General features: G+C 73.7%; 18 protein-coding genes. 8 read left to right on the top strand and 10 right to left on the bottom strand.

From position 1 onward, the window contains the following. Window positions 1-77 precede the first annotated feature (77 nt). The 3 genes from F6W97_RS16395 to F6W97_RS16385 all read right to left on the bottom strand — a co-directional run bounded on the left by F6W97_RS16395 (window position 78) and on the right by F6W97_RS16385 (window position 3675). Entirely contained in the window at window positions 78-956 is an 879-nt protein-coding gene (locus F6W97_RS16395; protein ID WP_155371206.1) for a MerR family transcriptional regulator, read from the bottom strand. Between the two features lie 98 nt (window positions 957-1054). Continuing rightward, complete coding sequence (gene crtI / locus F6W97_RS16390) at window positions 1055-2527, bottom strand: phytoene desaturase family protein (protein WP_155371205.1); 1473 nt, start codon at window positions 2525-2527, stop codon at window positions 1055-1057. A 17-nt stretch (window positions 2528-2544) separates the two neighbouring features. Next, a complete protein-coding gene (locus tag F6W97_RS16385; protein WP_155371204.1) occupies window positions 2545-3675 on the bottom strand; it encodes a polyprenyl synthetase family protein in 1131 nt (376 codons plus the stop codon). Window positions 3676-3741: 66 nt separating this feature from the next. On the opposite strand from F6W97_RS16385, the gene F6W97_RS16380 reads away from it, so the two are divergent. From F6W97_RS16380 to F6W97_RS16350, 7 genes are all read left to right on the top strand, one after another. Then, a complete protein-coding gene (locus tag F6W97_RS16380) occupies window positions 3742-4659 on the top strand; it encodes a phytoene/squalene synthase family protein (RefSeq protein ID WP_155371203.1) in 918 nt (305 codons plus the stop codon). Continuing rightward, window positions 4659-5123 carry a lycopene cyclase domain-containing protein gene (locus F6W97_RS16375; protein ID WP_155371202.1) on the top strand — a complete coding sequence of 155 codons (465 nt, stop codon included), beginning with the start codon at window positions 4659-4661 and terminating at the stop codon, window positions 5121-5123. The genes F6W97_RS16380 and F6W97_RS16375 overlap by 1 nt, the downstream gene beginning before the upstream one ends. Then, window positions 5113-5442 carry a lycopene cyclase domain-containing protein gene (locus tag F6W97_RS16370; protein ID WP_155371201.1) on the top strand — a complete coding sequence of 110 codons (330 nt, stop codon included), beginning with the start codon at window positions 5113-5115 and terminating at the stop codon, window positions 5440-5442. The genes F6W97_RS16375 and F6W97_RS16370 overlap by 11 nt, the downstream gene beginning before the upstream one ends. Continuing rightward, the gene (locus tag F6W97_RS16365) at window positions 5435-6100 is read left to right on the top strand and encodes a lysophospholipid acyltransferase family protein (RefSeq protein WP_155371200.1); all 666 of its coding nucleotides are present in this window, start codon (window positions 5435-5437) and stop codon (window positions 6098-6100) included. Before F6W97_RS16370 ends, F6W97_RS16365 begins: the two co-directional genes overlap by 8 nt. Next, window positions 6088-7158: a glycosyltransferase family 2 protein gene (locus tag F6W97_RS16360; protein WP_155371199.1), complete on the top strand. Its 1071-nt coding sequence runs from the start codon at window positions 6088-6090 to the stop codon at window positions 7156-7158. Before F6W97_RS16365 ends, F6W97_RS16360 begins: the two co-directional genes overlap by 13 nt. Then, window positions 7155-8273, top strand: coding sequence for a cytochrome P450 (locus F6W97_RS16355; RefSeq protein ID WP_155371198.1), 1119 nt, complete (start codon window positions 7155-7157; stop codon window positions 8271-8273). The genes F6W97_RS16360 and F6W97_RS16355 overlap by 4 nt, the downstream gene beginning before the upstream one ends. A 531-nt stretch (window positions 8274-8804) precedes the next feature. Then, window positions 8805-10394, top strand: coding sequence for a pectate lyase family protein (locus tag F6W97_RS16350; RefSeq protein WP_155371197.1), 1590 nt, complete (start codon window positions 8805-8807; stop codon window positions 10392-10394). Window positions 10395-10477: 83 nt separating this feature from the next. Here F6W97_RS16350 and F6W97_RS16345 read toward each other — a convergent pair whose 3' ends face one another. From F6W97_RS16345 to F6W97_RS16315, 7 genes are all read right to left on the bottom strand, one after another. Beyond that, the gene (locus F6W97_RS16345; RefSeq protein WP_155371196.1) at window positions 10478-11065 is read right to left on the bottom strand and encodes a neocarzinostatin apoprotein domain-containing protein; all 588 of its coding nucleotides are present in this window, start codon (window positions 11063-11065) and stop codon (window positions 10478-10480) included. Between the two features lie 11 nt (window positions 11066-11076). Further along, the gene (locus tag F6W97_RS16340; protein WP_155371195.1) at window positions 11077-13959 is read right to left on the bottom strand and encodes an ABC transporter permease subunit; all 2883 of its coding nucleotides are present in this window, start codon (window positions 13957-13959) and stop codon (window positions 11077-11079) included. Further along, the gene (locus F6W97_RS16335; RefSeq protein WP_155371194.1) at window positions 13956-14675 is read right to left on the bottom strand and encodes an ABC transporter ATP-binding protein; all 720 of its coding nucleotides are present in this window, start codon (window positions 14673-14675) and stop codon (window positions 13956-13958) included. The genes F6W97_RS16340 and F6W97_RS16335 overlap by 4 nt, the downstream gene beginning before the upstream one ends. Then, entirely contained in the window at window positions 14665-15999 is a 1335-nt protein-coding gene (locus F6W97_RS16330) for a type 1 periplasmic-binding domain-containing protein (RefSeq protein ID WP_155371193.1), read from the bottom strand. Before F6W97_RS16330 ends, F6W97_RS16335 begins: the two co-directional genes overlap by 11 nt. Before the next feature lie 3 nt (window positions 16000-16002). Next, a complete protein-coding gene (locus F6W97_RS16325) occupies window positions 16003-17211 on the bottom strand; it encodes a hypothetical protein (protein WP_155371192.1) in 1209 nt (402 codons plus the stop codon). A gap of 62 nt (window positions 17212-17273) precedes the next feature. After that, complete coding sequence (locus F6W97_RS16320) at window positions 17274-18218, bottom strand: WxL protein peptidoglycan domain-containing protein (RefSeq protein WP_155371191.1); 945 nt, start codon at window positions 18216-18218, stop codon at window positions 17274-17276. Window positions 18219-18289: 71 nt separating this feature from the next. Then, complete coding sequence (locus F6W97_RS16315; RefSeq protein WP_155371190.1) at window positions 18290-19945, bottom strand: WxL domain-containing protein; 1656 nt, start codon at window positions 19943-19945, stop codon at window positions 18290-18292. 211 nt (window positions 19946-20156) lie between these two features. Here F6W97_RS16315 and F6W97_RS16310 point away from each other — a divergent pair, with 211 nt between their 5' ends. Further along, window positions 20157-20828 (top strand): hypothetical protein, encoded by a 672-nt coding sequence (locus F6W97_RS16310; RefSeq protein WP_155371189.1) that lies wholly within the window; start codon window positions 20157-20159, stop codon window positions 20826-20828. Window positions 20829-20866: the final 38 nt, after the last annotated feature.

Below are 20866 nucleotides of genomic sequence, written 5' to 3'. Positions count from 1 at the left end.
ATGGACGTTGGCCTATCAGATCGAGTTCGATCTACGAATACTCGATCTGATAGGCCAACGTCCATGAGAAACGGGTGTCAGCGGTCGCGTCGGCTGGTGACTGGTAGGGCCATGCGGAGGGCGTCGGTCAGGTCGGCCGGTCGGTACACACCTGCGGGCAGCGGGTCACCCCAGCCGGGGCCGGCGGCGGCGATCAGGGCCGGGCGCGGGCGGACGGCGAGCACCGGTTCGAGCTGGGACGGGGTGCCGGTCTGGGCGAACTGGGACCAGACGAAGACGGCCGACGGACCGGTGCGGCGCACCGCGTCGGCGAGGGCCAGGGGCGGCACACGGGCGCCGAGCATGCGGCTGCCGCAGCCCTGTTCGGCCAGGGCGGCGGCCAACGCCTCCAGGGGCAGGGTGTGCTGCTCGTCGGCGGAGCAGGCCAGCAGGGTGCGGGCGCTGGCCGCGCCGAAGGGGCGGGGCACCGTCCACAGCACCTCCAGGATGCAGCGCGACAGCAGGTGCTCCACCTCGATCATGTGATGGTCCGGCTGCTGCCGCCGGGCCACCTCGACCAGTACGGGGCACAGCAGGTGGTCCCAGGCGTAGACGACGCCGCGGCCGCGCACCGCCGAGGCGATGGTCGACAGCATCGCGGGCATGTCCAGGCGCACCGCGGCCACGGTGAGCCCACGCGCCGACGGGTCGGCGACCGGGGCGAGGCGGGCCGCGGCGGGTTCGCCGGGGAGCCCGGCCAGCGCGATCCGGGCCGCCTCGTGGGCCGGCACGCCTTCGGTGGTCAGCCGGCACATGACCTCCAGCCGGGCCACGTCGTCGGTGGTGTACCGGCGGTGCCGGTGCGCGACGTGCTCGCTCGGGCCCAGCCCGTACCGCTGGTGCCAGGTGCGCAGCGTGGTGACCGCGACGCCGAGCCACCGGGCCACGTCCCCGACACTGCGGCCGGACTCGCTCACGCCTTCACCCCGCTTCGCTCGGCTCCGGCATGGGTCGCGGTCGTTTTGACCCGCACGCCGCGCTCGCTCATGGCCGCTCCCCCGTGGCGCGGGTCATGTCAGCCGCCGGTGATGCGGGCGGCGGCGAGCTTGCCCGAGATCAGCACCATCGGCACGCCGACGCCCGGGGTGGTGCCCGAGCCGGTGAAGACCACGTTGGACAGCGCCGGGTGCAGGTTGCGGGGCCGGAACGGGCCCGACTGGGTGAGCGTGTGCGCGGCCGCGAACGGGGTGCCCGCGTCCATGCCCAGGTCCGACCAGTCGGCCGGGGTGATCACGGTCCGGGTCTGCACGCCCGCCTTGAAACCGGTGTAGCCGCGCGCTTCGAGGACGTCGATCAGCTCGTCGGCGTACCGGTCGGCCAGCCCGCCGCGCCAGTCCTGGTCACCGGCGACCAGGTTCGGCACCGGCGCGAGCACGTAGTAGGTGTGCCGCCCGGCCGGGGCGACCGACGGGTCGGTCCGGCTGGGGTTGGTGACCAGCAGCGACGGGTCGCTCATCAGCTCCCCCCTGGTGATCACCTCGTCGAAGGTGCGCCGCCACTGCCGTCCGAAGTGGATGTTGTGGTGTCCCGCCTGTGAGTAGGCGGCGTCGGAGCCGACGTGCAGCACCACGCACGACGGCGAGTAGCGCAGCTTGCGCGGGTGCGAGCCGGGCAGCAGCGCGTGCGCGGCGGCGGTGTCGGGGTTGAGCACGACCGCGTCGGCGGGGATGCGCTCGCCCGCCGTGGTGATCACCGCGGTGGCCCGGCCGCCGCTGCTCTCCACGCGCAGCGCCTGGGTGCCGTAGCGGAAGCGCACACCGTGTTTCTCCGCTGCCGCGGCCATGGCCGTGGGCAGCGCGTGCATGCCGCCGCGCGGAAAGTACACCCCGGCGACGGAGTCGAGGTAGGCGATGACGGTGTACACCGCGAGGGCCTTGTGCGGGGACAGGCCCGCGTACATCGCCTGGAACGAGAAGACCCGCCGGGTCCGCTCGTCCTTCAGGAAGGTGTCGATGCGGTTCTGCAGCCGCCCGAACGCGCCCGCCGCGACCAGCCGCAGCAGGTTGGCGGTGAGCAGGTCGCGCGGGCTGTCGAAGTTGCGCTCGATGAAGTCGTGGCGCTCCAGCTCCCACAGGCGGCGGGCGTAGTCGACGAAGCGCCGGTAGCCGTCGGCCTCGCGCGGCCCGCAGACCTGGGCGATCTCGACGGCCATCCGCTCCGGGTCGGCGATGACGTCGAGCTTCGATCCGTCCGGGAACCAGGCCCGGTACGCCGGATCGAGCGGGTCGAGGGTGAGCCAGTCGGCCATGTCCTCACCCACCGCGGCGAAGCCCTCGGCGATCAGCTCGGGCATGGTCAGCACGGTCGGGCCGGTGTCGAAGGTGTACCCGTCGCGGTCCAGCCGCCCGGCCCGTCCGCCCGGCACGTCCTCGCGCTCCAGCACGGTCACCTGGCGGCCGGCGCCGGCCAGGTGCAGCGCGCACGCCAGCCCGCCCAGCCCTGCCCCCACCACGACCACATGGTCGGTGCGTCCGGGAACCGTCCGCATGCGTGCGCTCCTTCCGGTCATGCCGCGCGCCAGGCCACCGCGGCGGCGAGCTCGCCGAGCGCGGCGCGGACGGACGGGTCGACGGGCGCGTCGGCGAGCGCGTCCCGCGCGTCGGCCACCCGCTCGGTGATCATGTCGCCGAGCTGCTCCGCGGCCCCGGTCGCGCGGACCACCTCGCCCAGCCGGGCGACGTCGGGCTGCTCGGCGGCCAGCAGTTTATCCAGCTCGGCGTGCTGGGCGGCGGTGGACCGGGCGCGGGCCAGCAGCAGGAGCATGGTCGGCTTGCCGAGGTCGTCGCCGACCGGCTTGCCGGTGACGGCGGGTTCGCCGTACAGGCCGAGCAGGTCGTCGCGCAGTTGGAACGCCTCGCCGACGGCCAGCCCGTAGCGGGTGTAGGCGCGGCCCAGGGGCCCGCGGGCGAACGTGGTGCCGGTGGCCCCGGCCAGCGCCGCGCCGAAGTGCAGCGGCCAGGTGGCGGTGTAGCCGGCGGTCTTGAGCCGGGCGGTGCGCAGCGCCCGCTCCGGCGACCAGCTGCGCGCGTGGTCGCCGAGCACGTCCAGGAACTGCCCGGCGATGGCCTCGACCCGCATCCGGTCGTACGCGGCCCGCGCCCCCGCCAGCGCCGCCGCGTGCACCTTCGCCCGCCCCATCAGCCGGTCGGCCCAGACCAGGCACAGGTCGCCGACCAGGATCGCGCCGGAGTCGCCGAACCGCTCGGCATCGCCGCGCAGCCGCTGCCCGGCGTGGGCCGCGGCGAGCGCCCGGTGCGCGGTGGGGCGGCCGCGGCGGGTCGCGGAGCGGTCCATCACATCGTCGTGGACCAGGGCGAACGCGTGCAGCAGCTCCAGCGCGGCGAGGGCCGGCAGCACCTGCCGCACCGGCGCATCCGGGCCGGCCATGCTGCGCCAGCCCCAGTAGGCGAACAGCGGCCGGATGCGCTTGCCGCCGCCGAGCACCGCATCGCGGGCCGCGGCGAGCAGCGGTTCGAGGGCGTGGTCGACGTCAAGCAGCGCTGCCGTCTCCGCGAGCACGAAGTCGCTGAGCGCCTGCTCGACATGGTGGTGCAGGTCAACGGCGTGGTCTACCGGCCCCGGGCCCGCGGTCGGGGTAAAGGAAGGAGCGGTCGCGGAATAGGTGTCGTTTGCCACGGGCCCAGATTAACGTAGACTCGAAGTTGCGTCGATTGTTGAGTCGATATTTCTGAGGAGAGCCCCGTGGAGCCTGAACTCGCCGCGGCGTACGAGCGCTGCCGGCAGCTGCACCGCCACCACGGCCGCACTTATTACCTGGCCACCCGCCTGCTCCCAGCCTGGAAGCGTCCGCACGTGCACGCGCTCTACGGCTTCACCCGCTACGCCGACGAGATCGTCGACAGCACCGACGACCTGCCGCCCGCCGAGCGCGCCGCCCGGCTGCGCGAGTGGTCCGACCGCTTCGTGGCCGGCCTGCACGGCGCCCCGGTCGACGACCCGCTGCTGCCCGCCGTGCTGCACACCATCGAGCGCTTCGACATGGACCGCGCCGACTTCGCGTCGTTCCTGCGCAGCATGGCCATGGACCTCGAAGTCGCCGAGTACGCCGACTACGACGACCTGCTCGACTACATGGAGGGCTCGGCGGCGGTCATCGGCACGATGATGCTGCCGATCCTGGAGGCGGCCGACGCCGACGCGGCCCGTGAGCCCGCCCGGCAGCTAGGGCTGGCCTTCCAGCTGACGAACTTCCTGCGTGACATCGGCGAGGACCTCCAGCGGGGACGGATCTACCTGCCCCAGCGCGACCTGCGCACGTTCGGCGTCAGCCCGGCCGACCTGTTCCAGGCCGCGGCGCGCGGCACCGCCACCACGGCCATCCGGGAACTGGTCCGCTACGAGATCACCCGGGCCCGCGAGCACTACGCCGCGGCGGCCCCCGGCGTCACCATGCTCGCGCCGACCTCGCAGGCCTGCATCCGGACCGCGTTCCACCTCTACGGCGGCATCCTCGACGAGATCGAGCGGGCCGAACTCGACGTCTTCGCCCGCCGCGCGACCGTTCCCACCCGTCGCCGGTTGCAGGTCGCTGCTCGCAGCCTGCTCACCCCCGCCGGCACCCCCGTGGCGATGCCCCGGGAACCGGAACGGGCCAGCTGATGGACCCGCTGCGCTACCTGCTGATCCTGGCCGCCTGCGTCGCCGTGACGCTGCCGCTGGAGCTGGCGCTCGGGGCGCGGGTCTACCGGCAGCCGCGGCGGCTGCTGGCCACCCTGCTGCCGGTGCTGGCCGTGTTCGTGATCTGGGACCTGATCGCGACGGCCCGGGGTCACTGGTGGTTCTCCACGCGGTACACCACCGGCGGCACGCTCGCGGGCCTACCGTGGGAGGAGTGGCTGTTCTTCCTGGTCGTGCCCCTGTGCGCGCTGCTCACCTTCGAGGTGCTCGGCCAGGGGTCACGGCTGCGCCGCCGCGCCGAACGGGCCGGCCTGCTACGCCGTGACCGCCGCGCCGAGCCGGCGCTCGTGCCGGAGGAGCAGGCCGCGGGACCGGACGGGTCGCCGGTGCGGCAGGTCCCGCCCACGGCCGGGCGGCCGACCGCGGGGAGCCGACGTGGCCGCTGAGTACACGATCGCCGCCGTCGCCGCCCCGGTCGCCGTGGTCGCCCTGGAACTCGCCGTGCTGCGCACCGGGCTGCTGCGCACAGCGCGCTACTGGCTCACCGTGGCGATCTCGCTGGCTTTCATGGTTCCCGTCGACGGCTGGCTCACCCGGCCCGACGCGACCGTGGTGCACTACGCCGAGCAGCAGATCAGCGGGGTACGCGCGCCGTGGCACATTCCGGTCGAGGACTACGGGTTCGGCCTCGCCCTGATCACCCTGACCCTGCTGCTGTGGCAGCGGACGCGCCCGGCCGCCGAGGGCGAGGGCCGCGATGCGTGACCCGGTGGCGGCGTTCCTGCGCCACGGCTTCACCTACCTGGTCCGCCGGGACCTGCGCGGGGTGTGGCTGCGCGGCGGGCTGCCCCGCGGCCCGTTCGTCTGGGCCGCCGACCACCACAGCTGGTGGGATCCGTTCGTCGCGTCCGTCGTGCTGGAACGCTCCCGGCACCCGGCATGCCTGATCATGGCGCAGGACAACCTGGCCCGGTACCGGTTCGTGCGCCGGGTCGGCGTGTTCGGCACCGCCGAGCCCCGCACCGGGCTGCGTTACCTGGCGCAGGGCCGCACCCTGGTCATCTACCCCGAGGGCGAGCTGCGCCCGGCCGGCCCGCCCGGCCCGCTGTCCCCGGGTGCGGCCTGGTACGCCCGCCAGGCGCGGGTGCCGCTGTACGCGGTCGCGGTCCGGGTGGTCATGCGCGGGCAGACCAAGCCCGAGGCGTACGTCTCCTGCACCGAGGTGACCCGCCGCGGCCGCGACGACCAGGTCACCGAGCGGCTCGCCGACACCCTCGCCGCCGACCTGTCGTCCCTGGACAGCCAGCTCGCCGTCGCCGACCCGCGGCGGCCCCTGGCCAGCTTCCGCAGGGTGCTCGCCGGGCGGCGCAGCGCCGACGAGCGCATCGACAGCGTGCAGGGGGCCCGGCCGTGGGCGTCCTGAGCGCCGCCGTGGCGGGCTTCCACCTGGTCAAGAGCGCCGGGCTGGTGAGCAACGCGCGCTCCTTCCCGGTGCTGGCGCGCGGGCAGTCCGCGCCGGGCCGTCCGCGCACCTCGCTGCTGGTGCCCGCCCGTGACGAGGCGGGCCGGCTCCCGTACACCCTGCCGGGTCTGCTCGCCCAGCCCGCCGAGGAGATCCTGGTCCTCGACGACGGCTCCACCGACGGCACCGCCGACATCGTGGCAGGCTGCGCCGACCCGCGGCTGAAACTGATCACCGGCGCGCCCCGGCCCGACGGCTGGATCGGCAAGAACTGGGCCTGCCACCAGCTCGCCCAGGCGGCGACCGGTGACCTGCTGGTCTACCTCGACGCGGACGTGACTCTGCGGCCCGGCGCGCTGGACGCGGTCTGGGCGCAGCAGCGCCGCCAGCGCGCCGACGTGTTCTCGGTGTTCCCGCGCCAGCAGACCGGCACCCTCGGCGAGCGCCTGCTCGTCCCGCTGATCGACGAGAACCTGCTCGGCTTCCTGCCGCACCAGCTGCTCGACCTGCCGATCCGGGCCGCCGCGGTGGCCAACGGGCAGCTGCTGTCCTTCCGCCGCGCCGCCTACGAGCACATCGGCGGGCACGCGGCCGTCGCGGGCGAGATCGTCGAGGACCTGGAGCTGGCCCGGCTCAGCCGCCGCAAGGGGCTCAAGCTGGGGCTCGCGCTCGGCGGCGAGCTGGTGAGCACCCGGATGTACGACGGTTACCGCAGCGCCGTACGCGGGCTCGGCAAGAGCATGCGGGCCGCGCACGGCGGCAGCGATCTGGTGCTGGCGGCCAGTTTCGCCTGGAACCTGACCGCGTACACGGTGCCCTGGCTGCTGTGGCGGCGCGGCGGCGGCTGGCGGGTGGCCGCGGTGCTCGGCCTGGCCGAGCGGGTGCTGTCCAACGCCAAGACCGGGCGCGGCGCGTACGCCGAAGCCGCCCTGGTGCCGTTCACCGCGCCCGCCGCACTGCCCGTCTACCTGACCGCGCTGCGCCGCACCGCGGTCTGGAAGGGACGGGAGTACCGGTGAGCCTCCCCTCCCCCGCGGGCACGCCCCTGCTCGGCCACCTGTGGCGCTGGTCCACCGACCCGGTGCGGCTGCTGCGGGACGGGGCCCGCACCGGCGACGTGTTCCGGCTGCGGCTGTGGCGCACCGCCGTGGTCGGCTACACCCCGGACTGGAACCGGGCCGTGCTCGGCGACCTGGACACGTTCCGCAGCGTCGGCAGCCTCAGCGGGCTCACGCCGTACCTTTCCGCCGGGGTGGTCTACCAGGACAACCCCGGGCACGACCCGCGCCGCCGGGAACTGAACCCGCATTTCCACGCCCGCGCCCTGGACCATCTTCTCGAACAGCTCGACCTGGTCGCGCGGGCCGACCTGCCCACCGGCCGGGTCGAGGCGCTGGGCTGGGCGAGCGGCGTGGTGCGCCGGATGCTCAACGCCGCGTTCTTCGCCAACACCATGCCGGACCGGCTGCTGGCCGACTTCCTGCACCCGCTGCAGCACCCCGCGCCGGGCCCGATGATCCCGCGGCCGCTGCTGTTCCGCCGCCTCGACGCGGCCATCGCCGCGATCCTTGCCGACCCGCCGCCGGGCAGCCTGGCCGAGGCGCTGTCCGGGATGGACGGCGCCGTCGCGGAGATCCGGGTCGGGCTCGCCGCCGGTTACGACACCACGGCCCACACGCTCGCCTGGGCGCTGTGGCATCTCGCGGGCGCGCCCGAGTGGCGGCAGACCGACACGCTCGGGCAGGTGCTCGACGAGATCCTGCGCCTCTACCCGGCCGGATGGCTGGGCAGCCGCATCACCGCCCGCGACACCACCACGACCGGCGTACGCCTGCCCGCGGGCACGCTCGTGCTGTACTCCCCGCTGCTCACCCACCACGACCCGCGGCTGTGGGAAGACCCGGGCGCGTTCCGCCCGGAACGGTTCGAGGGCGGCCGCCCCGCCTGGGGTTTCCTGCCGTTCAGCGCCGGGCGGCGCACCTGCCTCGGCGCGCACCTGGCCCGCGCCATGCTGCGCGCCGCCCTGACGCCGTGGTGCGAGGCGAAACTCGCGCAGGTCGACGGCGACCCGACGCCGAGCGCCGCGATCGCGCTGCGGCCCCGCGGTCCGCTGTGGATCGAACGGCGCTGGTGACCCGCGGCGGCGACTTCCCGCGGCGGACGGTCCCACCCTCGATCAGATTTGGGAAAGCGCATTCCAGGTAGGACGCGGTATCGCCGCCCGCCGACGCCCGTCAATGGCTCACCGGCTGCCGCAAGTATCAGGCGCTGCAACAATCCTGCACACGGTGATCCATTGACTTCGTCTCGTCCGGACTGCACCTTGTTAGGGAATGCGCTTTCCCGAAACATCGGCGGAACGGGCCTCCCGCCGATCGTGACCGGGGCGCGTGGGCACTGACGCCGGCCGTTACCGATCGGGCGGATCCGGCGCGGACCCACGACCCCGACGATCCGGCGCGAGCGCAGCCGCTGACGGCCCAGACGGCCCGATCCAGGCCTCGGCGGCACCGCAGACCAGGTCCATACCGAGCAGAGCACCCGTTCCGGGTCGATCCGCGACCTGCCCGGCGACAGGCGACAGGCCCTACAGCCACGCCGGCCCGCCGCGTCGACCCGTCCATCCGCGGCGTGATCCGCGGGCGAAGACGAAAGCGAGACGAAGATGAAACGACCAGTCGGATGGCGGCTCCCGGCCGCACTTGCCAGCACGGCCGTCGTGGCCGCGGTCGGCGTGGCGCTGCAGGCGCCCCAGGCGTCGGCGGCGACCGGCGGTGTCACCGGGTTCGCGACCCAGAACGGCGGGACCACCGGCGGCGCGGGCGGCGCGACAGTGCAGGCCTCCACGGGCACGGCCATCCACACGGCACTGTGCAACCGGGCCAGCAGCAGCACCCCGATCATCATCCAGGTCTCCGGGACCATCAACCACGGCAACACCACCAAGGTGTCGGGCTCCAGCTGCAACACCGCGGCTGACAAGATCGAGCTCAAGGAGATCAGCAACGTCACGATCATCGGGGTCGGCGGTGGCGCGATCTTCGACCAGCTGGGCATCCACATCCGGGACTCCAGCAACATCATCATCCAGAACGTGACCGTCCGGAACGTCAAGAAGTCGGGCTCGCCCCTGTCCAACGGCGGCGACGCCATCGGCATGGAGAGCACCGTCCGCAACATCTGGGTCGACCACGTCAACCTGGAGGCCTCGGGCGGCGAGGCGGAGGGCTTCGACGGCCTCTTCGACATGAAGGACGACGTCGAGTACGTGACGCTGTCCTACAGCACGCTGCGCAACTCCGGCCGCGGCGGCCTCATCGGCTCCAGCGAGAGCGACACCGGCAACAGCTTCATCACGTTCCACCACAACCTGTACAGCAACATCGACTCGCGTACGCCGCTGCTGCGCGGCGGCATCGCGCACATCTACAACAACCACTACGTGAACCTGCACGAGTCGGGCATCAACTCCCGGGCCGGCGCGAAGGCCAAGGTGGACAACAACTACTTCAAGGACTCCAAGGACGTGCTGGGCACGTTCTACACCAGCGAGCTGGGCTCCTGGCAGGTCGCCGGCAACATCTTCGACAACGTGACCTGGTCGGCCCCGGGCACCGACAACCGGCCCGCCGGTCCCAACCCGGTGTCCAACACGACCGTCAGCATCCCCTACTCCTACACCCTGGACGCGGCGAGCTGCGTGCCCAGCGTCGTCGCCGCGACGGCGGGCGCGAACAAGGGCCTGCAGGTCTCCAACGGCAGCTGCACGCCGGTGTCGCCGTCGGCGGGCCCGAGCAACAGCCCGTCGCCGCGCCCGTCCGCGTCGGCGAGCAGCAGCCCGTCGCCGCAGCCGTCGGCCTCGCCGAGCACCAGCCCGTCGCAGCCCAGCGGCACCAACCTCAGCCTCGCCTCCGACGCCGGCGCCGACGGCTCCAGCAAGGGCGGCGGCACGAGCTACGGCAACGTGAAGGACGGCAGCCTGACCACGTTCTGGTCGCCGTCCGGCGCGACCGGCGACATCTCGGTCAAGTGGAGTTCCGCGAAGTCGGTGTCCCGCGTCGTCATCCGTGAGGCGTCCGGTTCCGGCATCGGATCCTGGCAGCTCCTCAACGGCGCCACCGGCGCCGTGCTGAAGTCGGGCAGCGGCTCGGGCACGATCACCTTCACCGCCACCTCGACCACGAAGGTGACCCTCCGGATCACCAGCTCGACTGCCACGCCGAAGGTCGCCGAGTTCGAGACCTACGCGAGCTGACCGCACGACCACCCCGAGACGAGGGGCGGGAGCCGTCGCATCTGACGGCTCCCGCCCCTTTCGCATCGGCATCCGCGCGAAGCTCAGCCCGCCACTGCCCGGCGGCGGCGCGGCATGAGCAGCAGGAAGCCGACGCCGGGCAGCAGCAGCGCGGTGCCCGCCAGCACGATCACCCAGTGCTCGTCACCCGGCCCGGTCTTGGCCAGCGTGCCGCCCGGCGAGGTCTGCGGCGCGGGCGAGCTGCCCCCGGAGCTGCCGAACGAGATCTTCGTACTGGTGGCGTTGGCCTTCACGATCGCGTCCGAAGCCGACGACGGCAGGATCTGCGCCGCGATCACGCACTGGCGCTTGGTGCAGTCGAACGAGCCGAACTTCTTCGCCACCCGCAGCGTCACCGTGGGGATCTTCCCGCTGGCGTCGGCGTTGACGAACTGCGCCCCGCCCGCGAGATTGCAGTCGGTCGGGCCCTTCACCTCGGCGATGCACTGCCCGATCGCGATCTGCTTGAGGTTCGCGGTGAACCCCGAGCCGTTGACCGTGATCGACGCGCCGTCGCTCAGGCCGCTGGACTTGCTCAGCGTCAGCACCGGCTTCGCGGCGACCGGTGACGCGATCATCGGCACGGACACCGCCAGGACGGCGAGGACCGCGACCGCACGTGCTTTCCACATGGGAACCTCCTTCAGACGGGAGCACCGGAACGGTGCACCGCGGCGGCATCGGTGCCGAGGTACGCGGCGACGACGGCGGGATGGGCCCGGACCTGATCGGGCGTGCCGTCGGCGATGACCCGGCCGGAGTCCATGGCGACCATCCGCACCGCGAGCCGGGACAGCAGCGGCAGGTCGTGCTCGATGACCAGCAGCGCCACACCCAGCTCGCGGTTGACGCGGGACAGCAGGTCGGCCAGCGCCACCCCGTCGGCCTGCGAGACGCCCGACGACGGCTCGTCGAGCAGCAGCAGGGACGGCTCCAGCGCGAGCAGGCAGGCCAGCTCGACGGTGCGGCGGGTGCCGGTGGACAGCTCGCCGACCTGGCGGTCGGCGTACGCGGCGAGCCCGAACAAGTCGAGCAGGTTCGCGGCCAGCGCCTCCTGCCGGCGTTGCGGGCCGCGGCCGCCCAGCGCGGCGGTCAGCAGGCCGGTCGGCGCGAGGCGCTCCCCCGCGACCAGCAGCGATTCGCGTACGGTCAGCGTCGGGAACAGCCTGGCGTCCTGGAACGAGCGCACCAGCCCCAGCCCGGCCCGCCGCTGCGGGCTCAGCGCGGTCACGTCCCGCCCGGCGAAGGCGACCTGCCCCTTGTCAGGGCGGGTGAACCCGGCCAGGATCTCGAACAGCGTGGTCTTACCGGCCCCGTTCGGGCCGATGATCCCGACGACCTCGCCGGCCGCGACCGTGAGGTCGACCCCGCCGACGGCCTGCACCCCGCCGAACGCCCGCGCCACCCCCCGCGCCTCCAGCAACGCCCCTGGCCCCGCCACCAGCGGCAACCTCCGCCGCGGCAACGTCACGGCACGCGGCGTCTCCGCAGCCACCGACGGCTCGGTTCCATGATCGCTGTTTCGTGTCAAAACCTCGGGTGAGACCACAGATTCCGACACGAGACGGCGATCATCGCCTTCCACCGAGGTCCCCGACCGGCCAGCCCGGCGCCCCCGGCCACCAGGCAAGCGCCCGACCAGCCGGAATAGCGGCTCGCCCAGCCCGCCTGGCCGCGCCCCGCCCACGCGGGACGGCCGCTCCCGCCCGCCGGGCAACCTTCGCACCAGCCGGGCCAGCGGTTCCCCGAGGCCGCCCGGCATGACCACGACGACGAGCAGCCAGCCGAGGGTCAGCGCGGCCTGGCCGAAGATGCCGAGTTCCACCAGGCCGGGCAGGCCGACCAGCAACAGCGCGCCGAGAACCGAGCCGCCGAGCAGGCCGAGGCCGCCGACCACGGTCAGCGCGACCACGTCGATCCCGGCAGCCGCCGGGAAGCTGTTCACGGTGACCTGGGTCTGGCCGTGTCCGATGACGACACCGCCGAGCCCGGCGAGCGCGCCCGCGGCGGCGTACACCTGGAGTTTGCGGCGCGGCGCGGGCACGCCCAGCGCGCGGGCCGCGTCCTCGTTGTCGCGCAGTGCCAGCACCACCCGGCCGAAGCCGCCGGCCCGCAGCCGGTGCGCCAGCCACAGCGCGAGCACCAGCATCAGCAGCGCGAACAGGTAGTAGTCCTTCGCCAGCACCAGGGCGTATCCGGTCCAGACGGGTTTGGCGGCGCTCACCCCGTCGCCGAGCAGCCACGGCAGCCGCAGCAGCCACGCCTCGGCGGCGAGCGCGAACGCCAGTGTCGTGGCGGCCAGCGCGATGCCGCGCAGGCGCAGCGCGGGCAGGCCCACCAGCACGGCCGAGGCGGCGGCGGCCGCGCAGCCGGCCACCGCGCCGGTGAAGAAGTTCCCGGTCGCCGCCGCCACGTGCAGCGACACGGCCGCGCCGATGCCCGCGAAGGCGAACTGTCCCAGCGACAGCTCCCCGGCCAGGCCGGTGACCAGCAGCACGGACAGACCGACGACGGCGAACCCGGCCACGGTGGTCAGCGCCGAGGCGGTCTCGTTGGTGACGACGTACGCCGCTGCGGCCGCCAGCAGCAGGGCCGCTCCCGCGGTGACCCGCCCGGCCCGGGACGCGGGGGCGGGCACCGCGCGCGGCCAGCGCGCCTGCTCTCCGTCGCGGCGGCCGAGCTGCGGCTGGACCAGCAACGCGACCAGGATGAACAGCGCCAGCGCCAGGGACACCCCGCCGCGGCCCGCGCCTGTCGACAGCAGCACCTGCTCGCCGACGCCGACGGCCAGGCAGGCCGCGAACGCGATCGGCAGCGAGGCCATGCGCGCGGCCACCGCCCCGGCCAGGCCGCGCAGCAGCAGTTCCGGTCCGAGGGTGTCGATGGACTGCGCGCCCTGGGTGGGGGTGACCAGGATCGCCGAGAACGCGGCGACGGCCCCGGCCAGCGCCCAGGCGAGGGTGGTCATGCGCGCCGCCGGGATGCCGTTGAGCTGTGCGGTGTCCGGCGCGTCCGCACCGGCGCGGACCGCCAGGCCGAACCGGCTGCGCCGCAGGAACAGCGCCAGCCCGCCGAGCAGCAGCGGCGCCAGCAGCGCCATCGCCGTGAACGCGGGCCCGATCGGGGTGCGCCCGAGCGTGAACGACGGCAGGCCGGGCGGCTTCGGGAAGGTCAGGCCGTTCAGCCCCTGGCTGCTCACCAGCAGGGCGAGGATCAGCACGAACTGCGACAGCCCCAGCGTGGCGACCATCCCGGTGACCCCGGGCCGGCCACGCAGCCGCCGTACGACGGCGACCTCGATCAGCGCCGAGACGCCCCCGGCGACGGCCATGGCCAGCGGGAACGCCACCCAGTACGGCACTGCGGCACCGGTTACGAGCCGGCTGAGCACCGCCGCGCCGAAGACGCCGACGGAGCCGTGGGCGAAGTTGAGGAAGCGGCTGGACCGGTACACCAGCACCAGGCCCACCGCGAGCAGCCCGTAGGTGAGGCCGGTGAACAGGCCGAGGACGATCGGGTCGATCATGCGTGTCCGCCCAGCATCAGCGAGCGCACCAGCTCCGGCCGGGCGGCCAGGTCCTGCGGGCGGTGCTCGGCGGCGATGACGCCGCGTTCCATGAAGCAGATCCGGTCGACCAGCGACAGGGCCACGTTCACGGACTGCTCGACGACCAGCACGGACACGCCGGTCGCGTTCAGCCGCCGCAGCATCTCCAGCAGGCCGCCGACCACGATCGGGGCCAGGCCGAGCGACAGCTCGTCGACGAGCAGCACGCGCGGGCGCTGGATCAGCGCCTTGGCGAGCACCAGCATCTGCCGCTCGCCGCCGGACAGGGTCGAGGCGGGCTGGTGAGCCCGCTGCGCCAGGCGCGGGAACACGGACAGGGCGGCGTCGACGGCTTCGCGGACCTGGGCGGGCGGCATGGCGTACCCGTGCAGGCGCAGGTTGTCCAGCACCGACAGCGAGCCGAACGCGGCCTGGCCCACGACGGTGGACAAACCGAGCCGCACCCGCCGCACCGCCGAGACGCCGGTGACGTCCGCGCCGAACAGCTCGACCCGGCCCGCCGTCGGCCGGTGCAGGCCCGACAGCACCCGCAGCAGGGTGGACTTGCCGACCCCGTTGGGGCCGCACAGACCCACCATCTCGCCGGGCGCGACCCGCAGCTCGACCCCGAACAGCACCTGCACCGGGCCGTAGGAGCAGTCGATCCCGGTCGCCGAGAGCGCGTCAGCCGGCAAAGCGCACCTCCTCGCCCCGATAGCCGAAGCACGAACAACCCGTGTCGTACGCCAGCACCCGGTAGCCGTTGCCCGCCGCGCGCCGGTCCCCGCCCAGCAGCCCACGGGTGCCCGCCGCCGGGGTGAACCGGTCCCCCAGCGCCGACGCCGCCTGCGCGAACGCGGCCGCGTTCAGGTTCGCGCCGAGGTCCTTCGCGGCGGCGTGCAGCAGCAGGGCTGCGTCGCAGTAGGTGAACGCGACGCGGGCGTTCTCCCTCGTCTTGAAGCTCTGCCCGCCCTTGGCGAAGATGTCCAGGCAGGCCCGCTCGGCCTCGCCCTCGGGAAAGGCGAGCTTGCTGTCGGGCACGTCCTGGCTCGGGTTGAAGCCGATCCCGACCATGCCGTCCAGCGCCGCGACCGGGATGGTGCCCGGGTTGTTCACCAGGAACGCCGGATTGTCGAAACTGGACACCGCGTACCGTGCCGTGTAGCTCTGCGCGGCGGCCGTGGTCAGGAAGAACGACGCCAGCCGCGCCCCGCCGAGGAACATCACCCGGCCGATGCCCTTGCTGCGGAAGTCGACGACGGCCTGGTTGAGTCCGGCGTTCAGGGTGCCGAGGTCGGTGGTGTCGACCCAGGCGACGGTCGGCGCGACGCCGAGCTTGCGCAGCTCCGGCTCGGCGAGCCGGTCGTAGACGGCGTGGTTGACCGGGGTGTCCGCGGCGACCACGCCGACCGCGTCGGCTTCGGTGAAGAAGCCCTCGCCGTGCAGCGAGCCCAGCAGCGCCCTGACGAACTCGTCATAGCCCGGGTAGCTGGCCGACCACAGGTACGGCGACAGACGTGTGTACGTGGCGTCGTCGTTGGGGACCAGGGTCGCATCCAGCATCAGCGTGCCGCGCGAGGCGTAGCAGGGCCGCGCGTTGGACTGGAACTGCCCGGTCAGCACGACGGCGAACGCCTTGTCGTCCTGGGTGATCTGGTTGCACAGCTTCTCCTCGGCGGCCGGGGAGTCGTTGCTGGCCTCGTACGAGCGGAACACGGCCTGCAGCCGCCGACCGGCGATGCCGCCATTGCTGTTGACGTGCTCTTCGAGGGCTTTGACCTGTGCGGGCAGGTCGCCCGCGTCGGCGGTGCGGAAGCCGAGGCTGCTGCCGGTGGTGCCCAGGTCGACGCCGACGAAGACCACCTTCACGGTGCTGTCGGTGACGCCGGGCCCGGTCCCGGTCAGCGTCACCGGCGGCCCCTGGTCGAGCGCGCCGGGCATGACGGCCGAGCAGCCGGTGAACGCCACCGCCGCCACCACCGCCGCGGCCGCGGCGCGCAGCGCCGTCGATCTGTCCACGGGTCACCCTCTTTCGCGAGTGGCAAGGTAGGCGTCGAGCGCCCGGAGGTCGACGACCGCGGCCGGCTGCTGCGGCTCGCGTTCCAGCAGGCGGCGCACCTCGTCGGGGGCCAGCTGCCCGCCCGCGAGGCGGCGCATGCGGCCCGCGCCGGGCGCGTCGTCGAAGACGAGGTACGCCCCCAGGTCGGGCACCCGCACCACGGCGGGCAGCAGCATCGGCCCGTCCACGGCGAGCGCCGGACCGGCGGCACGGGCCCGGCGGCGGCGCACCAGCCGCACCACCCCGAACCCGATCAGCGCCAACCCGACGACGTTGAGCAGCACCAGCCCCCACGGGTACGCCTGGTGCACCGCCTTGGCCTGCCCGAGGCCACCCAGCTCGGCGGTGACCGGATACGCCCCGAAAGCCGCGAACGGGATGGTGACCGCGACCTCGTAGGTGCGGGTCTCGCCGGGGCGCAGCTCGCCGGTGGGCGGGGTGGGCACGGCGTCGGCCCCGTTGCCGACGCGCACCGTCAGCGGCGCACCGGTCAGCACCGACGGACCCGCGTTGCGCACGGTGTAGACCAGGGTGCGGTGCTGCGGGCCGCCGAACCAGGCCGAGACCGACCCGCCGCCGCTGAGCCGGGCCTCGACCACCTCGAGCTTGGCCTGGGTGCGCTCCGGAACCGGCACGGGACCGGTCGGGTGCCCGGACACCTCCAGGGGCGTGTCCACATGACCGCTCTCGCCGGCGCCCACCGCGGCCGCGTGCACCACGCACGGGCAGGGCCGGGGCGGCTCGCCGACGGTCAGCACGACGGAAAACGTGCCGTCCGGTTTCACCGCGGTCGCCAGCGCACCCCGCATGTCGCACGAGGACGAGCCGCCCAGCGCCAGCTCACCACAGGTGATCAGCTGCACCAGGCGTCCGGCGGGCCAGTTCGCGCCGGTGACGCGTACGGTGTCGCCGGGCCGGGCCTTTGGGGCGGACAGCGTCACGCTCCACCCGTCGGCATGCGCGGGAACCGGCATCGTGAGCAGGGCCAGCATCGCGAGCGTCGCCAGCACGCCGGCGGTCAGGCGACGGCGCACCCCCGCAGTCACCGGCACCGGCACCGGCACGGCGGTCCCCCATCCGGTCGCGGCCGACGGACCGATGTCCCGGGGCCGCGTCGTCGTCGCGGTGGAGGTCGCCCGGATCTTGTGCAGTTGGTGTCGTTGGAGCGACACGAACTGCACAAGATTCACATCGGAGCTGCTTCCGTCGATCACGTGCGGCGTGACCGGGCGGCTCATGTCAGGCCTCGCGGGCGCAGACGGTGGGCGCGGCGGCGACGCCGGACCAGCAGGAACGCCACGGCGGCCAGCAGGGCGAGCACGGCGAGGGCGGGCAGTACGCCGGTGACGGTCGTCGTGGAGCCGGTGGCGCCCACGCCGCCCTCGGCGGTCACGGTGACCGTGGTGGTGACGACGTCGACCGGCCAGGTGCCGCGCAGCGCCGCCCGCAGGCGGGTGCGCGCGCCGGGCACCAGGTCGAGCTGCGAACCGGGTCCGGCGGCCGAGACGGTGTGTCCGAACAGGCCGGACGAGGTCACCGTGATCGCGGGCACCAGGTGGATGTTGCCCGTGTTGGCCAGCGTGTAGGTCAGCCCACCGGAGTCGGCGGACAGGTCCTCGACGGCCAGGCCGGGCACGGTCGGGCCGCTGACGCGCAGGTATACCCGGGCCGCCACGGCGTGGGTGACGCCTACCGTCATGCCGCCCTCGGCGAGCTGGCCGCTCGGCGTGGACTCGGCGGCGACCACGCCGCCGACGTGGTCGCCGGGCGGGGCGTTGGCCGGGACGGTGACGGTGAACGGGATGTCGGTCTGCCGCTTGGCGGGCACGACGACCTCGGCCAGGCCGAGCTGCGTCCACGCGCCGATGCCCTGCTGCCGATCGCTCTGCGGGCGCAGCCCGAACCCGCCGTCGGCGCTGGTGTTGAAGGCGTCCGCGCCGTACAGGCGCAGGGTCATCGGGCGGTCGGTCAGGTTCGCCACACGCACCGAGTCGATGACGGTGCGGCCGGGCGGCGACTCCAGGAAGAAGTACTGCCGCGGGGCGGGGCCGGGCTTGTCGGGCGGGGTGGGGGTGACCGCCCAGCGCCCGTTGCCCGCGGCGTGGGCGCCGACCGGCGCCGTGACGGCGAGCAGTGCGGCGGCGAGCGCCACCGCGGCCGTACGCGACCAGTTGGCCATCAGCCTCTCCCCGGGTGGTGGGATACAGGGGCCGGTGGGGACGGATAGCGCCCGCCCCCACCGGTTCCCGCTCAGCTCAGCGTGATCGTGAGCGTCGCGGTGTACGAACCGGCCTGCTGGTGCGCGGGCACGGTCAGGGCGAGCGCCGCGGAGGCGTCGAAGCTGCCGCCGGTGCCCGCCGCGTCGGCCGGAGCCGAGCACAGCGTGGCGCCGTTCACCGGGCCCGCCGAGCCCGCTGCCGCCGTGGCGGCGTTGGTCGCGCCGGCGGTGCCGGCGCAGGCGGGGGTCCAGGACAGGTTCGCCTTCGGGATGGTGCCGCCGGGGGTGCCGGTGAAGTCGGTGAGCGTGCCGACCAGGCTCCAGCCGAAGGTGCTGCCGCGGTAGTCCGTCACCGTGATGACCGGCAGCGATCCGGTGCTGGTGTGGACCGTGCCGTCGAGCGTGACGCCCGACAGCGTGATGTTGCCGCTGCCCGCCGCGCGGGCCATCGCGAGGTTGCCCGCGGTGACGGTCTGCGACAGGTTGTACGTCAGCGAGCAGGTCCCGGTGGTCGCCGCGCCGGTCTTCGCGACGCAGGCGTCGGCCGAGGCCGCCCAGTTCGCGATGGCGAAGAGAGTGCCGGGGCCCACGCCCGACGACGCGCCGAGGTACGCGGTCGCGGGGTCGTTGACGGTGTAGGTCGTGCTGATGCCGCCGGCGGCCGAGGCCGTGATGGTCACGGGTGCGTCCCCGGTCGGGTTCGGCGGCGGGGGTCCGGCCAGCGCCTGGTAGCCGCGGATGGCCACCGTGCTGCCCGGGTTCCAGTTCGTTCCGGTCACCGCGACCGAGGTGCCCGCGCCGCCGCCACCGGGATTGATGGAGACGCTCGGGGTGCCCAGGATGGTGATCGGCGCGAGGACGGTGTTGACGCCGTCGGAGACCGCGATGCTGCGGACCCCGGTGGTGGCGCCGGCCGGCACGGCGATGGTGCCCGTCCCGGCTCCCGATCCGTCGGTGCTGCCCGTGCCGGCGCCTTCGCCCGTGCCCGCGCCCGCGCCGTCCTTGATGGAGGCGGTGAGCGTCGCGCCGGGCGCCAGGCCCGCCACCGCGAAGGTGACGGTGTTGCCGGCGCGGGCGTGCGTGGTGACGGTCTGCCCGGACACCGCGGTCACGGTGGCCGAGCCGTCGAACACGCTGAACGCTTCGACGATGGTGCTGGCCTGGGGTGCGGCCTTGTGGTCGCGGTCCCCGGCGTTGGAGCAGTACGTCGCCGCGGTGGTGTTGGCGAATTTCACCCGCGTCACCGTGGCGCTGGCCGCGCCGGCCGGCCCGGCGACGAAGGTGCCCGTCGCCGTGATCGCGCCGAGCGGCGTGTACGGATCCTTGGCCGACGTCGGGTACGGCGCCAGGTTCAGCGTGACCGTGCCCGACTGCGAGCCGCCGAGCGCCACCGTGGCGACCACCGGGACGTCACCGGCGACCAACGGGGCGGGCCCGTTGAGCGGTCCGGCGGCGGCCGTGAGCGTCACGGTGACGGTCTGGCCCGGTGCCGGCGTGGCCGGTGACAGGGTCAGCCCGAACGTGTCGCTCCAGGTGGTCGGTGACGAGCCGGTGCCCGTGTCGCCGAAGTAGAGCCGGCAGCCCAGCGAATTCGCTGTCGGTCCGTACGCCTGTGCCGGGGCCTCGATCAGACCCAGCGCGGCGACGACAGCGATGCTGCTGGTGACGACCGCCCACTTACTTCGCATGGAACCTCCCTTCTCTCTCTGTTTCGCTAGACGAAACAACGTTCTCGCCAGCGATACGTCAATGAAGTCAGCGCCGACCCGGCTTGTCAACCGTCCGACCGGAGATGTTTACCGATGGCCCCGGGAAACCCTTGCGCCAGCAGGGCAGCGAGGTTTAGCTTTCCCACTGACGAAACGGTGTTCCCATCTACGAAACACCAGGGCGGCCCAGATGATCTCAGTGCTGTTGTCGGCGATCGCGGTGTGCCTGCTGATCCTGGCCGTCGTCGCGGCCCGTACGAGAGGTGCCGCAGGGCCCGCCGCCGTCCTGATCGCGGTGATCTGCGTGGGCCTCGCCTACGACAACGGCGCGGTCGCGATCGGACGGCTGCTCGGTTTCGGCCCGCAACTGGAGGCCGTGAACGCCCCGCGGTACTGGATCCACGCGCTGCTGACACCGCTGCTCGTCATCGCCGGTGCGGCGCTGGCCGCCCGGCTCGGCGTGACCCTGATGACCCGGCGCGCCGTGCGCCTGGCCGGTATCGCGCTCGTCGCGGCGCTGGTCGCGCTCGGTGTCGCGGGCGACATCCTCGCGCTGCGCCTGGAACAGCGCGAGTACGCCGACACCCTGCGCTACGTCAACGCGGCTGCCGCCGGTCCGCCGATCCCCGCCATCCTCACGATCCTGCTGGTCATCGCCATCGGCGCGCTGACCTGGCGCGCCGCGCGGTGGCCCTGGCTGTGCCTGGGCGCGGTCGCCATGTTCGCCGCCGCGGCAGCCGGCGCCGCCCACTTCTGGATCGGCAATGCCGGCGAGCTGGCGCTGCAGTTGGCGGTCGTGGCCACCCTCGCCCGCGCGGCACAGCACGTGGACGCCACTACGGCCGCACCCCAGGCGGCATGAACTCGCGGTCAGCCGACCAGGACCTAGCCCACCGCCTG

It is taken from the genome of Catellatospora vulcania, from assembly GCF_009720385.1.
Taxonomy (GTDB): Bacteria; Actinomycetota; Actinomycetes; order Mycobacteriales; family Micromonosporaceae; genus Catellatospora; species Catellatospora vulcania.
Note: the sequence above shows the minus strand (reverse complement) of the source record. Positions and strands in the feature narration are given on the sequence as shown.